A 14,575-nucleotide genomic window follows, 5' to 3' on the forward strand; every position below is an offset into this window, starting at 1 on the left:
GCACAGTGACACCCCATCAATAGGTTCAAGCACCACCGACCAGCACACACCACACACAAACACGTGCAGGCATCAAGGTCGCACACAACCAACCAAAAAACATTGGCACACTATCGAGTTCTCACACAACACACGCACGCTCTTCGGGAACTTTTGTTCTTTGCTCCGTCCGAAGCGGCTTGATCGACTTTACTGGAGACCAACACTCCGTGTCAATTCCTTTGTAAGTTCGATTTGTTTTCGTCACTACGTTCCGTTTACCAGTTGGTAACGTCTCGCAGCGACGGAACAACACAATAACTCCAAAGCTCCGAAGAACGCAAATATTTGTTAGAACCGGTTGTTTACCTGCATAAACGGGCGCCTAAACCGTGTATTAACTGGGCGCTCAACCGCTGAAATGCGCGCCACATGCTTCCAGCTTCTAAAAGTAGGCGGCTACCGGCCCACGCGAGGTGTTGATCACGTCGATGGATGTGCCGAAGATCGAGGACAACAGGTCGGAGCGAACGACATCCTTGGGAGGGCCGAATTCTACGATCTGGCCGTCTTTGACCGCGCAGATGTAATCGGCGTAGCGGGCCGCGAAGTTGATGTCGTGCAGAACGACGATGATGGTCCTACCCAGGTTCTCTGCGGCATCATGCAGGTGGCGCATCATGTCCACCGAGTGGGAGATGTCGAGGTTGTTGAGGGGTTCGTCGAGAAGCACATAGTCCGTCTCTTGCGCGAGAACCATGGCGACGTATGCACGCTGACGCTGGCCGCCGGACAACTGGTCCAGGTACCGCCCCTCGAGCCCGCGCAGACCAAGGAAGTCGATGTAGCGCGAGATGATCTCCTCGTCTTCGGCGGTCAGGCGCCCCTTGCTGTAGGGGAAACGGCCGAATCCGACGAGTTGGCGCACAGTGAGCTTGGTGACAAAGTTGTTCTCCTGGCGCAGGATCGACAATTCCTTGGCGAGTTCCTTGCTCTTCACGGCGGAGATGTCGTGGCCTGCCACAGTGACGGTGCCGGAGTCCTGCTCCAGAAGCCGGCCAATGATGGTGAGCAACGTGGACTTGCCCGCGCCGTTCGGTCCGATGAGGGCGGTCATGCCGCCAGCGGGAATTTCTAGGTCGATCGGCCCGATCTCTGTTTCTTGGCCGTACGTTTTCTCGACCGAGGACAGCTTGATCACAGCGACCCCTTTCTCAGAATCACAGCGAGGAACACGACGCCGCCGACGAGTTCAATGATGATGGACACGATGCCCTGGGCGTAGAAAATGTGGTTCATCACGAAGTACGCCCCGGTCATGACGACGAATCCGATGAGCGCAGCCATCGGGAAGATGTACCGGTGATCGTAGGTGTCCGCGAACTGGTACGCCAAAGTGGCCACGAGGAATCCGAGGAACGTCATCGGCCCGACCAGCGCTGTCGAGACTGCCATGAGCAGGCTGACGAGCACCAGCACATAGATTGCGTGGCCACGGTGGTTCACACCGAGGTTGATGGCGGGGTCACACCCCAGCGCCAAGACGTTGAGAACTCGCGAGTGCACCAGCAGCAACAGCGCCCCGCCGAGCGCCAACGGGATGGCCGCCGGAAAGTACTCCGGGTCAGCGTTATTCACGGATCCGAACAACCGCGCTGTGAGCACGTCGAATTCGCTTGGGGTCAGCATGCGCTGCATGAATGTGGACAAGCTCGCGAGTCCGCCGCCCATGACCACACCGACGAGCAGCATTGCGTGCATGTTGTTCTTGCCGGTCAGCAACCATGAATAGAGCAACAGCGAAAACCCGACCATGACCACGAGCTGCAGCACGAACATCTCTACCGTGCGCGCGTTGGTCAAACCCACCGCGCCGAAGAAGTAGACGGTGGACGTGTGAATAGCCACGTAGAGGGCCTCAAAACCCATGATTGACGGCGTGATGATGCGATTGCCGGTCACCGTGTGAAACGACACTGTTGCCATCGCCTGGCATATCGCCACCAGCGCCATGACCAGGACGGAGTTCGCGCGGCGCTCCGCAATGAGCCAGTACCCCCGCGTGCCCACGTCCATCGGGTTCTCGTACGCGAGCAGCCCCCACGTCAGACTGGCGGCGAGCACCAGCAGACACACGATGACGATCCAGTAACGCCGTTTGCTTGTCGACGACTGAAACGCCCCCACATGCCTCGCCCGAGCTGCAGTTGTTTCCTTTGTTCCTGCCGTCATGACCGCTCCTGCCTGATGATCAACACCACGAACACGACTGCACCGACGACGCCGAGGATGACCGAGACGGGCATCTCGAACGGCGCGATGATGGTCCGGCCGATGATGTCGCACACCGTCACCACGGCGATGCCGAGCAGGCACACCCAGGGAAGGTTGGAGCGCAAATCATCGCCCCGGAACATGGACACCAGATTGGGCACGATCAAACCGATAAACGGCAGCATGCCTACTACGACTGTGACCACGCCTGAGGCGATGGCGACCAGACCGACGCCGAGCAGCACAACCCGCTCGTAGTTCAAGCCGACATTCGTGGCGATGTCTTTACCCAGGCCAGCCACAGTGAGCCGGTCAGCGAAGACGAACACGAGGACAACGACAATGGCAACGACCCACAGCACTTCATACTGCCCGCGGATCACCGACGTGTAGGAGCCGGCGAACCAAATGCCCAGCGACTGGAGCATGTCGGTCTGCATGGCGAAAAACGTGGAGATAGAACTGACCACCGCCCCGAGCATGATCCCGATGATCGGCACAATCAGCGAGGATTTCAGCGCCACCCGGCGCAGGAATCCAAAGAACACCATGGTGCCCACGAAGGCGAACACCACTGCGACGACCATGCGCACAGTCAGCGAAGGGTTCGGGATGAAGTAAAGCGCCACCAACAGGCCGAGCCCGGCCCACTCTGTTGTACCGGTCGTAGTGGGTTCGACGAACCTGTTCTGGGTAAGCAGCTGCATCACCATGCCGCTCATGGCCATCGCCATCCCTGACAGCACGAGTGCGATGGTGCGTGGGACGCGGGTAGTCCAGAACATGTCGGCGCCGTCGTCGTTGCCGAGGATGTCGTACTGTCCCACCACCAACGAGACGGCGAGCAACCCGGCAACAACGGCGATACCCGCCAGCAGCTTCCATTCGGCGAGCGGCGGGCGGGTCTTCGCGGATAAGCGATGCGGCACTAAGCGCCAGCCTCCCACTGATCGGCAAGAACGTTGAAAATCTCGGTGTAGGTCAGGATCGATTCGTTAGTGTACGTGTCCGCAGGAGCAATGTAGATGTTGCCCTCCTTCACAGCGGTGACGTTGCCCAGAGCCTGGCTCTCATCCAGGACCTGCTGGGCGGGAGCGGAGTCCTCGGTGCGCACGCCGGCGTCGCGGTCGAGCACAAGCATCCAGTCCGGGTTCGCCTGGGCGATAGCCTCCACGGAGATGTCGTCGCCCTGGTGGTCATCACTGCCGTCCTCGATTTCCAGAGCAGGGGTCAGCCCGAGCAGGTCGAACAGCGGACCCCAGGTACGACCGACCTTCGGAGCGACGTAGCCGATCTCACCGCCGGAGACATTGACGGCCATGACCTTCCACTCATCGTTGTAAGCCTTCTTCGCGCGGTCGAGCGCAGAGGTGAAGTCATCCGCCATCTTCTTGGCTTCTTCTTCGCGGTCGAAGATCTTGCCCAGGGCGTCGACCTGGCGCAGGAGCTCCTTGTCCAACGGCTCGCCCTCGCGCGGCTCGAGGTCGATGAGGACTGCATCCGGAACCAGCTTCTCAATCTCCTCGTTGTATTCGGAGAAACGCTGGCCGGAAACAATCACCTGCGGCTCAGCAGCGACGATCGCCTCCAGATTCGGCTCGCGGTGGTTACCAATGTCAATGATGTCGTCGTTGTCCGCGATGCCCGGAATGGTCTCCGGCACGAGCGCGCGGGCGGCGGCGACGGGCTGGATGCCCCACTCGTCGAGGATCTCGAAGCTGCGGTTGTCCAGGGCGACGACGGAAGACGGGTTGACCGGAACCTCCTTGGATCCCTCGTTGTCCTCGATGGTGACCGTGTCGGAGGCACCGTCTCCCTCAGCACCGTTGTCGGAGGAACCGGCGTCTGCCTGGGTGGTTTCAGCCGAATCGCCGGCAGAGTCATCCGCGTTGCCAGCGCAGCCGGCGAGGGTCAGTGAGGCAGCAGTCACGATGGCAACGAGCCGGGAAACACGTTTCATAGGAGATCCTCCATACATAGAAAGTTGGTAAGCTTTGCCTAACCTATCACATGACCCCTAGGGGTCAATACCCCTCCCCCAACATCACACTTCCTAACCGCTGATTGACCAGTGGTCGGCCAACTCATTGAGGATGAGGATGTACGTGCTTGCCCCTGCCACCTCTGGGACGTCAAACGGGCCGACGTAGATGTTCACGTTCTCAACCGCCGGAGTTTCCGCAAGCTCTTTATCATCCAGAAGCAGCTTCAACGCCGGTACATAGTCGGACGAGCGCATATCCGGTTCACGCTCCTCGACGAGAATGACGTCTGGCTCTTCGTTCAGCTCCACTGGTTTAAGGCCCACCATGTCCATCACGGGACCCCACAGCTTCCCACCGTCTGCAGGAAGGGGCTCGGCAGCTTCACCACTGGCTTCCACAGCCGTCGCCGACCAGTCTTCCCCGACCGCGTTGCGGGCCCGCTCGAGAGCGTCGGAGAAGTCGCTGTCCATCTGCTCCGCTTCTTCTTCTTTGTCGAAGATGACGCCCAGAACCTGCACTTGACGCACCATTTCCCAATCCAGCGGCGGATCGGGGCGCGGAGTGAGATCCACCACCGGCGCTCCCGCGACATCTTGGAGCTCGGAGGCGCTGTGGGACGCTTCTGCGCCGACCAGAACCATATCCGGTTCGGCATCTGCAGCCTCTTCGGGGCTGGTCGCGACAATTGCGTCGATACCGAGATCTTTCAACAGCGCCGCCATGCGTGGGTCGAATACCACCACCCGCTCCGGTTTGAACGGCACAGTTTTCGCGCCCTCGTTGTCGACGACGTCCACTGTGTCCCCCGCCCACTCGCCACCCGCGTGACTTTCAGTGGACTCAGGGGCACCGGCGGTGGCTTCCTCCCCGGCCGGCACGCACGCCCCCAGAACCACGGTCAACGTGGCGCACGCTGCGAGGCAGCCCAGCTTCTTCGACATCGTCTTCGCGGTGGTCATAGCGCGCCCAAGTCTACGCGACGGGGTAAAACGCAAGCGGCCCCGGTCCTTGATCAGAACCGGGGCCGCTTGTTGTGGAGATGGCGGGAATTGAACCCGCGTCCTTCGCCACCGCACCAGGGCTTCTCCGTGCGCAGTCCGCACAGATCTCTGCTCGACCCTCCGGATCAGGCGAACATGTCCGGATGATGGGCCCAGTCAGTGAGAGGTGTCCCCTTCAATCACCGCACTGACACGGTGGAAGGGCAAGCTCCCTAGTCGATGCCAGGGTCCGGGACGGGAGCGAGCCCGGCCTGACAGACACGCGGTCGCTACTTAGGCAGCGAGGGCGTAGTCACGCTGAGAGTTCTTCTCTGCGCTTATAACATGCTGCGACGCTTCAATCGGTGGTCTCCAGCCTGCACCGGCACGCTTCCCCTGGCTTAGTCGGCGAAGTCGAAACCAAGTCATCCCCTTGGAGTGAACTTCACTTCCCTCCTGCGGCGGGAACGTACAGTAACACCGCAGGAGCAGTTACTTTACATCCCTGACGGGGCCACACGCAAGTGCTCGACAGTCGCGCCCGGCCCCGCGTCGACCGCCAAGCGCACGGCGTTGGCCACGTTGCCCGCGTCCATCTTCGGCCGGTCGCCGTGCTTCGGGTCCGCCAGCATGTCGGTGTCGGTCCGGCCCGGGTGGATCGAGGTCACACGGATGCGCCCCTTCTCCTCCAGCCGCAGTGAATCGGTGAAACCGCGCAGCGCGAACTTCGAGGCGCAGTAAGCGGTGTTCTCTTCCACCCCGTGGAAACCGGCGCCGGAGTTGATGGTCACAAGCAGGCCACCCGATCGTCGCAAAGCAGGCAGCAATGCGCGCGTAAGCGTGACGGGCGCGAGCATATTGATGTCCATCGTCTCCCGCCACTGCTCGTCTGTGATCTGCTCGAAGGGGTCCTTGTGCAGGACACCTGCGGCGAGCACCACGACATCGACGTTCTCGATCCGCGACACAGCCTCGGCCAGCGCCTCGGTGTCGCGTAGGTCAACCTCAAACGGCTCGGCGCTGGGCAGCGCGCTGACAATGTCGGACGCGTCGCGCGACGCCCCGGCGATGATGTGATGGTCCTTACCCAGCTCCTCCGCGATCGCGCGGCCGATACCGCGGGACGCCCCTGTCACTAACGCTGTTTTCATGCCACCCAGTCTAGGTGGAAACAGGCTTAAGCCTTGATCCCCTTCAGCTTCCGCCCCAGATCACGGGTGATCTCGCGGTCCTCGGTGCGCTGCTTGATGGCGCGGCGCTTGTCGTAATCCTGTTTACCTTGGGCCAGACCAAGCTCGACCTTGACCCGGCCCTCCTTGAGGTAGAGCTTCAGGGGAACGAGGGTGCGATTGCCGTCGCGCAGTTTGCCCTCGAGGGTGTCAATCTCGCGACGGTGCAGCAGCAGTTTGCGGGTGCGGCGCGGTGAGTGGTTCGTCCACGACCCCATCGAATACTCGGGGATGTGCAGGTTGCGCAGCCACACTTCACCGTTGTCGATGGTGGCAAAGGCTTCGACGAGGGACGCTTTGCCGTCGCGAAGCGACTTGATCTCCGTGCCCTGCAGCACGATGCCTGTCTCGTAGGTATCCAGGATCGTGTAATCGTGGCGCGCCTTGCGGTTGGAAGCAATGACGTTGGAACCGTCGGTTTTCTTCTTCTTGGCCATAGGCTACTTCCGGACGTAGGAGCGCAGCGCGACCTGCGCGACAAGGCCGGACACGACCAGCGCGGCGAGGCTGACCAGCGGCATGACGGTCCACACCGCGGAATCCGGCAGACGGGCAATGAGCAGATTCTGGTAGACGGGGTCGAGCATCTGGTCGACAATCTGGGTCTTGATCAGCCACACGCCAACCGTAGCGATGATCCCGCCGATGAGCACCGAGAGAGCTGCCTCGAGAATGAACGGGGCCTGCGTGAACCAGCGGCTGGCACCCACCATGCGCATGATGCTGATTTCCTCGCGGCGCGAATACGCCGCCAGCTGCACCATGTTCGAAATCAGGAAGATCGCAGCAAGCGCCTGAGCCGCCGCGATGATGAAGGTGGCGTTGCGGAACGAATCCATCGAGTCAGCGAGACCGCGGACATCACTGGCCTGATCGGCGACATAGGTCACCTGGGGCAGGTCGCGGACAGCATCAATCGGCGACGTATCCGTCGGATCCTCCAGCCGCACGTGCAGTGCAGCCGGCATCGAATCGCGGGATGTCTCCTCCACCAGGACCGGGTCAGACTCCTTGAACAGCTCAACGAAGCGCTCGTAGGACTGATCACGGTTGCGGAAAGTCACTGACTCGACGCGTTCATCGGCCTGCAAGATATCGCGCACCTGCGTGCAGCTTTGCGACGAACAATCCTTGTCCGTCTCCGAAACCTCATCACTGAGTTCAACCATGACTTCGACGCGGTCGAGATACAGGTCCTTCGTCTCGCTGGTTACCTGTGACATGAGGATGCCGGCGCCCACGAGCGCCAAGGACAGAGCCGTGGTGATGATCAGCGCGACCGTCATGGTGAGGTTGCGGCCCAAACCGCGGAAGCCCTCACGGAAGATGAAGTTCCAGTTCATTAGCTTTCCCTCCCGTAGACCCCGTGCTTATCGTCGCGGATGAGCTTGCCCAGGTGGAGCTCAATGACGCGTTTGCGCATGTCGTTGACCGCACGGGCGTTGTGCGTGGACATCACCACTGTCGTTCCCATCCGGTTGATCCGGGCGAGCAACGCCATGATGTCGTCGGCGGTGGAGGGGTCGAGGTTGCCGGTAGGCTCGTCGGCAAGCAAAAGCCGAGGGCGGTCGACAAACGCGCGCGCGATCGCCACACGCTGCTGCTCACCGCCGGAAAGCTCATTCGGCATCCGGTTCGCTTTGGCATCGAGCCCAACAATCTCGAGGGCCTCCGGAACAAGCTTGTTGATCTTCGTCTTCGACTTACCGATCACCTCGAGGGCGAATGCAACGTTGTCGTAGACGTTGAGCTTCGGCAGCAACCGGAAGTCCTGGAAGACATATCCGATGGACTGACGCAGCTTGTTCACCTCGCTCCCCTTGAGGGCGTTGACGTGGAATTTGTCGAAGTAAATGTCGCCGGAGGTGACGTTCTCTTCGCGGATGAGCAATTCCAGGAAGGACGATTTGCCCGAGCCGGACGGGCCGATGAGGAAGACGAACTCCCCGTTTTCGATGTCGACGGAGATGTCGTCGAGCGCCGGCCGCGTGGACGTCGGGTACACCTTTGTCACGTTGGAGAAAGTGATCACCCGTGTCACTCTAGTGACAGATCGCGCCCGGTTAGAAATCACGCGCCCCATAACCGCAGGTACCCAGACGTGCACGGTACCCCTTACCGCGGACCAGCAGATTCTTTCCCCTCACTCACCATCTGGCTCCGAACCTCTATAGTGACCCTTACCCGTGTAACTCACATCACATATCGGAGGGATCATGACCGATTACCGCTTTCAGCCGTGGCACGAATTTCATCAGGGAATCGAAGGATCACGCCTCCGGGATTCCTTCCGCTCTCTGACCGGCCAAGAGTTCGCCGAAGAAGTAGACATCCTCGCCCACCAGCTAGCCGCGATGGGCGTCGGCCCCGGCGACGTCGTAGCCACGTTCTTGCCCAACCGCCTTGAACTGCTGACCACCATGGCGGCGGCATGGCGGCTGCGGGCCGCGTGCACACCCATGAACCCGACCTTCGCGGCACCTGAATCCGCCTACCAGATCGAGGATTCCGGTGCGAAGGTCGTGGTGACCACGAACGACTTCGCCGCCCGTCAACCAGAGGACTACTTCCCCGGCGCTCGCGTGGCACCCCTCTTCGAGCTCGCAGTATCCGGCCAGCACCGCGAACATGAAGTGCCCAGCTCCCCCAGCTCCTTGCCCGAGCCACCTTCAGCCGATGACATCGCGCTACTGGTCTACACCTCCGGATCTACTGGCCGCCCGAAAGGCGTTATGCTCAGCCACAGCAACCTCAACGCCATGGTGGAAAGCATCTCCGGCGCCCTGGACATGGACGGTGAGATCCACGCGCTGATGCCGTTGCCGCTGTTTCACTCCAACGCGATTCTGGTCAGCTTCCTCGCGCCGTACAGCCGCGGTGGCAAGGTGACCATCCTCGACCGCTTCAACCCAATGGAGTTCATTTCCGCCGTGGCACAGTACCGGCCGACATACTTCTCCGCCGTGCCGGCAATCTTCGCTTACCTGCTGCAGCTGCCGCCGGACTCCGGTGTCGACTTCTCCAGTCTCGAGTTCGCTGTCTGCGGCGCCGCACCGGCCTCCGTGCAGCTCATCGAATCCTTCCAGCAGTACGGTGTGAAGATCCGCGGCGCGTACGGCCTGACCGAGGGAACCGTCGGCTCGACCGCTGTCCGCCTTGACGACGACCCGCCCGCCGGCACCGTGGGCCGAGCCCTACCGGGACAAGAAGTGCGCATCAGCGACGGCGAGGGCGGCTTTCTGCCCACTGGGGAAGCCGGAGAGGTGGTGATCAAAGGCGACAACGTCATGGTCGGCTACCTCAACCGGCCAGAGGAAACCGCGAAGACCGTCGTCGACGGCTGGCTCCACACTGGCGACGTCGGCTACTTGGACGACAACGGTTTCCTGTTCCTCGTTGACCGGATCAAAGACATGATCATCCGCGGCGGAGAGAACCTCTACCCCTCCGAGATTGAGAACGCGCTGAACACCCACCCTGACGTTGTCGAATCCGCTGTGGTCGGGTTGCCGCACGAAGTGCTTGGGGAAGTCCCCGTCGCCTACGTGAGCAATTCCGACCCCGCCACTGTCGACACAACCGCACTATTGGATCACGTCCGTCCCCTGTTGGCCAAGGTCAAGTGGCCGGTACACATCACTACCGTGGAAGATCTGCCGCGCAATCCCGTCGGCAAGGTGGACAAGCCCACAATGCGCGATATGGCGATGCGAGAGTTCCTCCAGCAGGAAGCAAAGACAACGGAGAATAGCTGCTCAAGCACGGTGGAAAGCACCGCACACCACGACAGGGCGACCGGTTCATTCAGAACCTTCGCTGTCCATGCTTGAGGTCATCTCCGATGGCATGAGAGTCATGATCATGATGGCTATCGATCCAAGTACAGGCACAAAGACGAGAATCGTCAGAAGCCCTGAAAAACCCGCGTCTTGCAGCCTCCTCGAGATCAGTGCCAGAAACGGGATCAGAAGAATGACCCCGACCACCTTGCCAACCGGAATTCCGAAGTGAATCTCGAGCATACTGACCGGGATTGAGCCCACAGTGATAGCAAGAAAGACCCACCAATACTCGCTCCGCGAGGCTCGTCCCTTGAAAACAAAGAACTTCGCAAAAAATCTGTACACCGCTTGCGACAGAGACGCATCCCGCAGGGGCTTGTCCAGATTCGTACTAGAGCGCGCTTCACCCATAAAAAGGCTCCTTACGCCGAACGAGTCATTGCCTACCTAAGCCATAGTCAGATCATGCAGATTCGGTGCTGCGCCAACGAATGCCGCTTTCGAGGAACCCGTCGATGTCGCCATCGAGCACCTTCTGCGGGTCGCCTACTTCGTAGTTGGTGCGTAGGTCTTTGACCATTTGGTACGGGTGGAGGACGTAGGAGCGCATCTGGTTGCCCCAGCTGGCGTTGCCGCCAGCACCGAGGGCGTCGAGCTCAGCTTTTTCTTCCTGCCGTTTGCGCTCAAGCAGCTTGGACTGCAGGACGTTCATGGCGGAGGCCTTGTTCTGAATCTGCGACTTTTCGTTTTGGCAGGTCACCACAATGCCGGTGGGCTCGTGGGTGATGCGCACCGCCGAGTCGGTGGTGTTGACCGATTGGCCACCAGGACCGGACGAGCGATAGACGTCGATGCGGATTTCCGAGTCCGGGATGTCGATGTGGTCAGTCTTCTCCACCACCGGCAGAACTTCGACTTCGGCGAAGGAGGTTTGACGGCGCCCCTGGTTGTCGAACGGCGAGATGCGCACCAACCGGTGCGCACCCTGCTCGACGGATAACTGGCCGTACATGTACTCGCCGTGCACGACGAACGTCGCCGACTTGATGCCGGCCTCCTCGGCGTAGGAAATGTCGTAGACATCGACCTTGTGCCCGTTCTTCTCCGCCCAACGGATGTACATGCGCATGAGCATCTCTGCCCAATCCGCCGCGTCGACGCCGCCTGCTCCGGAGCGGATGTTCACCACCGCTTCGCGCTGGTCGTACTCGCCCGACAACATTGTGGTCACTTCGAGGGTTTCGACGGCCGTGGTCAGGTCAGCGAGTTCATCCTCGGCAAGCGTGTAATCGCCCTCTTCCGCGGCGAGCTCGTACATGACGGGCAAGTCGTCGATACGCTGGCGTAGGCTGCGCACCCTGCGCACGCGCGCTTGGACGCTGGAGAGTTCAGTGGTCACGCTCTGAGCGTGCTCGGGGTCGTCCCACAGGCTCGGGTCGGCGGCCTGCTGCTCCAGCTCGCGCGCCCGGGCGTCCATCTCCTCGAGGTCCATGACCTTCTCAATGGTGGTCAAGGTGGAGTCGAGCGACTGGATGCGGTTGCTGGTGTCGGGATTCATGTAAGCGCAGTGTAGTAGGAGACGATAGACTCGAACTACACCCCCACACGGGCGCCCGCGGCAGCGGGCTGAGATCGCACTGATAGGCCGTGCGAGCACCGTTCGAACCTGTCTGGTTAGCACCAGCGAAGGAAGTAAAGGAGAGGCAATGGCCGACATCTACGCCCAGGAAATTCACCTGAAGCACTCGTACGCGCCGATCGTGGAAGATGGTCTGGAAGTCCCGGAGACGGAAATCCAGCTCGATGACTCACCGACCGGCCCGAACGCGCCGTTCAAGATCTACCGCACACGCGGCCCGTGGGCTGAGCCGGAAGAGGGCCTGCCGGATCTGCGCACCGAGTGGATTGAAGCCCGTGATGACGTGGAGAGCTACGCCGGCCGCGAGCGCAACCTCGAGGACGACGGTGTCCGCGCTATGAAACGCGGTGCCGCTAGCGAAGAGTGGCGCGGGGCTAAGCGCGAGCCCCTGCGCGCGAAAAGCGGAAAGCGCGTGACCCAGATGGCCTACGCCCGCCGCGGCGAGATCACCTCCGAAATGCGCTTTGTGGCACTGCGCGAACACTGCTCTCCGGAGAAAGTCCGCGAGGAAGTCGCCGCTGGCCGCGCAATCATCCCGAACAACATCAACCACCCGGAGAGCGAGCCGATGATTATCGGCAATGCGTTCTTGACCAAGATCAACGCGAATATCGGCAACTCCGCCGTGACCTCCTCCATCCGTGAGGAAGTAGACAAGTTGCGCTGGGCCACCCGCTGGGGCGCGGACACGGTCATGGACTTGTCCACCGGAAACGACATTCACACCACTCGCGAGTGGATCCTGCGCAATTCCCCGGTTCCCATCGGCACGGTGCCGATCTACCAGGCGCTGGAGAAAATGGGTGGCGTCGCTGAGGACTTGACGTGGGAGATCTTCCGCGACACCGTCATCGAGCAGGCTGAGCAGGGCGTTGATTACATGACTGTCCACGCCGGCGTGCGCCTGCCGTACGTTCCGCTGACCTCGAAGCGCGTGACCGGCATTGTCTCCCGCGGCGGCTCGATCATGGCCGGCTGGTGCCTCGCGCACCACAAGGAATCCTTCCTGTACGAGAACTTCGACGAGCTGTGCGAGATCTTCGCCCAGTACGACATCGCCTTCTCGCTTGGGGACGGTTTGCGTCCCGGCTCCGTCGCCGACGCCAACGATGCTGCACAGTTCGCTGAGCTGAAAACCATCGGCGAACTGTGCAAGCGCGCCTGGGACCACGATGTCCAGGTCATGATCGAGGGGCCGGGCCACGTCCCGCTGAACATGATCCAGGTCAACAACGAGAAGGAAGAGGAGTGGTGCGGCGGCGCGCCGTTTTACACCCTCGGCCCGCTGGTGACCGACATCGCCCCGGGCTACGATCACATCACCTCTGCAATCGGCGCCGCCAATATCGCCATGGGCGGCACCGCGATGCTGTGCTACGTCACCCCGAAGGAGCACCTGGGCCTGCCCAACAAGGATGATGTCAAGACCGGTGTGATCACGTACAAGGTCGCCGCGCACGCAGCCGACGTGGCCAAAGGCCACCCGGGAGCCCGTGACTGGGACGACGCAATGAGCAAGGCGCGCTTCGAGTTCCGCTGGAACGACCAGTTCGCTCTCTCGCTTGACCCGGAGACCGCGCAGGCCTACCACGATGAGACGCTGCCGGCTGAACCTGCGAAGACGGCGCACTTCTGCTCCATGTGCGGCCCGAAGTTCTGCTCCATGCGCATCAGCCAGGACATCCGCGACGAGTTCGGTGATGCCATCGACGAGGCGCTGGATGACGAGAACAAGAAGCTCATCGCCGACCTGGGCATCCCCACCTTCGCGGGCGGGGAGGATTTCCGCCGCGGCGAGCGCGAGATGGCCAAGGAGTTCCGCGAGCTCGGCTCGAACGTCTACGTGAAGGAGTAATTCGGGGATAATGGCTGCTGTGTCTACCGCAGCATTCATCGAAAGCCATACCGACGCCCCCGACCACGAGCTCGCCGCGGCGCTGACCCGCACGGCCGGGGAGCTCGCTTTGCGCATGCGCAACGACGGTTTGGAGACGTCGCAGAAGACATCCGTGTCGGATGTGGTCACGCAGGCTGACATGGCCGCCGAGCGCTTCGTGGCCGACGCGTTGATGGCGCTGCGCCCTGATGACGGCATCCTGGGCGAGGAGGGCGCGGCCAAAGAATCTACTTCGGGCCGCACGTGGGTGATTGACCCGGTGGACGGGACGTACAACTTCTCCTGCGGCTCCGACTATTTCTGCTCCGCGCTCGCGCTTGTCGACGGCGCGCCCAGCGCTCCAGCGAGCATCCTCACCAGCGCCGTCATGCGCCCCGCGCTGGACACGACCTGGGTGGCACACGGCGGAACCTCCGAGCGCAACGGGGAACAGCTCCCCCAGCTGGAGGATGCCCCGCTGACCCAGCTCGCACTAGCCACCTACCTGCACCCGCGCGACATGGACAACGCGGACATTCGGGGCGCCTGGATGCGAGCTGCGAGCCAGGCCGCCACGGTGCGCATGTGGGGCGCAGGTTCTGTCGATTTGGCCACGGTGGCCTCGAGCGGAATTGGCGGCTGGATCCAGCATTCGGTCGCGGATTGGGACTGGCTGCCCGGCAAAGCGCTCGTCGAAGGCGCTGGCGGGAAGGCCATCAAGGTCGACGCTGGTGGAGTGACCTGGTGCGTGGCGGGCAACAGCCAAGTGGTGGATGAGGTGGCAGCACTTTTGCTTCAGTAACAACGCCCCGATCTCGCTAGGATTGAGCG

At 61.5% G+C, this 14,575-nt stretch carries 14 protein-coding genes, 1 other RNA gene and 1 riboswitch; of the genes, 3 read left to right on the forward strand and 12 right to left on the reverse strand.

Translation table 11 applies throughout. The features are described from left to right. Positions 1-424: 424 nt before the first annotated feature. From KBX07_RS10730 to ftsE, 10 genes are all read right to left on the reverse strand, one after another. Positions 425-1,180 carry an ABC transporter ATP-binding protein gene (locus KBX07_RS10730; protein ID WP_005291496.1) on the reverse strand — a complete coding sequence of 252 codons (756 nt, stop codon included), beginning with the start codon at positions 1,178-1,180 and terminating at the stop codon, positions 425-427. Further along, positions 1,177-2,211, reverse strand: coding sequence for an iron chelate uptake ABC transporter family permease subunit (locus KBX07_RS10735; protein ID WP_005291497.1), 1,035 nt, complete (start codon positions 2,209-2,211; stop codon positions 1,177-1,179). The genes KBX07_RS10730 and KBX07_RS10735 overlap by 4 nt, the downstream gene beginning before the upstream one ends. Next, positions 2,208-3,182, reverse strand: coding sequence for an ABC transporter permease (locus KBX07_RS10740; protein WP_005291499.1), 975 nt, complete (start codon positions 3,180-3,182; stop codon positions 2,208-2,210). Before KBX07_RS10740 ends, KBX07_RS10735 begins: the two co-directional genes overlap by 4 nt. Continuing rightward, positions 3,182-4,213 carry a siderophore ABC transporter substrate-binding protein gene (locus KBX07_RS10745; RefSeq protein WP_005291501.1) on the reverse strand — a complete coding sequence of 344 codons (1,032 nt, stop codon included), beginning with the start codon at positions 4,211-4,213 and terminating at the stop codon, positions 3,182-3,184. Before KBX07_RS10745 ends, KBX07_RS10740 begins: the two co-directional genes overlap by 1 nt. 93 nt (positions 4,214-4,306) lie before the next feature. Further along, positions 4,307-5,197, reverse strand: a complete 891-nt coding sequence (locus tag KBX07_RS10750) for an ABC transporter substrate-binding protein (protein ID WP_005291503.1) — start codon at positions 5,195-5,197, stop codon at positions 4,307-4,309. Positions 5,198-5,269: 72 nt separating this feature from the next. Further along, positions 5,270-5,651: a transfer-messenger RNA gene (gene ssrA, locus KBX07_RS10755) on the reverse strand. 64 nt (positions 5,652-5,715) lie between these two features. Beyond that, positions 5,716-6,369: an SDR family oxidoreductase gene (locus KBX07_RS10760; protein WP_256024099.1), complete on the reverse strand. Its 654-nt coding sequence runs from the start codon at positions 6,367-6,369 to the stop codon at positions 5,716-5,718. 26 nt (positions 6,370-6,395) lie between these two features. Next, positions 6,396-6,884: an SsrA-binding protein SmpB gene (gene smpB / locus KBX07_RS10765; RefSeq protein WP_005291508.1), complete on the reverse strand. Its 489-nt coding sequence runs from the start codon at positions 6,882-6,884 to the stop codon at positions 6,396-6,398. 3 nt (positions 6,885-6,887) lie between these two features. Further along, entirely contained in the window at positions 6,888-7,790 is a 903-nt protein-coding gene (gene ftsX / locus KBX07_RS10770) for a permease-like cell division protein FtsX (RefSeq protein WP_256019545.1), read from the reverse strand. Then, the gene (gene ftsE, locus KBX07_RS10775) at positions 7,790-8,479 is read right to left on the reverse strand and encodes a cell division ATP-binding protein FtsE (RefSeq protein ID WP_005291511.1); all 690 of its coding nucleotides are present in this window, start codon (positions 8,477-8,479) and stop codon (positions 7,790-7,792) included. The genes ftsX and ftsE overlap by 1 nt, the downstream gene beginning before the upstream one ends. A 184-nt stretch (positions 8,480-8,663) precedes the next feature. Between ftsE and KBX07_RS10780 the strand changes: the two genes are divergently transcribed. Further along, entirely contained in the window at positions 8,664-10,277 is a 1,614-nt protein-coding gene (locus KBX07_RS10780; protein WP_256024100.1) for a class I adenylate-forming enzyme family protein, read from the forward strand. Here KBX07_RS10780 and KBX07_RS10785 read toward each other — a convergent pair. Both KBX07_RS10785 and prfB read right to left on the reverse strand, forming a co-directional pair. Beyond that, positions 10,248-10,640, reverse strand: coding sequence for a DUF805 domain-containing protein (locus tag KBX07_RS10785; protein WP_005291515.1), 393 nt, complete (start codon positions 10,638-10,640; stop codon positions 10,248-10,250). The genes KBX07_RS10780 and KBX07_RS10785 overlap by 30 nt on opposite strands. A gap of 52 nt (positions 10,641-10,692) precedes the next feature. Next, complete coding sequence (gene prfB, locus KBX07_RS10790; protein ID WP_255995999.1) at positions 10,693-11,787, reverse strand: peptide chain release factor 2; 1,095 nt, start codon at positions 11,785-11,787, stop codon at positions 10,693-10,695. Positions 11,788-11,824: 37 nt separating this feature from the next. Then, a riboswitch (TPP riboswitch) is annotated at positions 11,825-11,938 on the forward strand. Between prfB and thiC the strand changes: the two genes are divergently transcribed. Next, complete coding sequence (thiC, locus tag KBX07_RS10795) at positions 11,936-13,723, forward strand: phosphomethylpyrimidine synthase ThiC (RefSeq protein ID WP_255997963.1); 1,788 nt, start codon at positions 11,936-11,938, stop codon at positions 13,721-13,723. It overlaps the preceding riboswitch by 3 nt. Positions 13,724-13,733: 10 nt before the next feature. Then, entirely contained in the window at positions 13,734-14,546 is an 813-nt protein-coding gene (locus KBX07_RS10800) for an inositol monophosphatase (protein ID WP_256024102.1), read from the forward strand. The last annotated feature ends 29 nt before the right edge of the window (positions 14,547-14,575 follow it).

Source organism: Corynebacterium sp. CCUG 70398, from assembly GCF_024454055.1.
GTDB lineage: Bacteria > Actinomycetota > Actinomycetes > Mycobacteriales > Mycobacteriaceae > Corynebacterium > Corynebacterium genitalium.

Excerpts from the sequence above, each read along its gene's own strand:
- prfB (WP_255995999.1), bottom strand. The coding sequence starts at position 11,787 with ATGAATCCCGACACCAGCAACCGCATCCAGTCGCTCGACTCCACCTTG.
- thiC (WP_255997963.1), top strand. The coding sequence starts at position 11,936 with ATGGCCGACATCTACGCCCAGGAAATTCACCTGAAGCACTCGTACGCG.
- ftsX (WP_256019545.1), bottom strand. The coding sequence starts at position 7,790 with ATGAACTGGAACTTCATCTTCCGTGAGGGCTTCCGCGGTTTGGGCCGC.
- KBX07_RS10800 (WP_256024102.1), top strand. The coding sequence starts at position 13,734 with ATGGCTGCTGTGTCTACCGCAGCATTCATCGAAAGCCATACCGACGCC.
- KBX07_RS10785 (WP_005291515.1), bottom strand. The coding sequence starts at position 10,640 with ATGGGTGAAGCGCGCTCTAGTACGAATCTGGACAAGCCCCTGCGGGAT.
- KBX07_RS10745 (WP_005291501.1), bottom strand. The coding sequence starts at position 4,213 with ATGAAACGTGTTTCCCGGCTCGTTGCCATCGTGACTGCTGCCTCACTG.
- KBX07_RS10750 (WP_005291503.1), bottom strand. The coding sequence starts at position 5,197 with ATGACCACCGCGAAGACGATGTCGAAGAAGCTGGGCTGCCTCGCAGCG.
- KBX07_RS10760 (WP_256024099.1), bottom strand. The coding sequence starts at position 6,369 with ATGAAAACAGCGTTAGTGACAGGGGCGTCCCGCGGTATCGGCCGCGCG.
- smpB (WP_005291508.1), bottom strand. The coding sequence starts at position 6,884 with ATGGCCAAGAAGAAGAAAACCGACGGTTCCAACGTCATTGCTTCCAAC.
- KBX07_RS10735 (WP_005291497.1), bottom strand. The coding sequence starts at position 2,211 with ATGACGGCAGGAACAAAGGAAACAACTGCAGCTCGGGCGAGGCATGTG.
- KBX07_RS10780 (WP_256024100.1), top strand. The coding sequence starts at position 8,664 with ATGACCGATTACCGCTTTCAGCCGTGGCACGAATTTCATCAGGGAATC.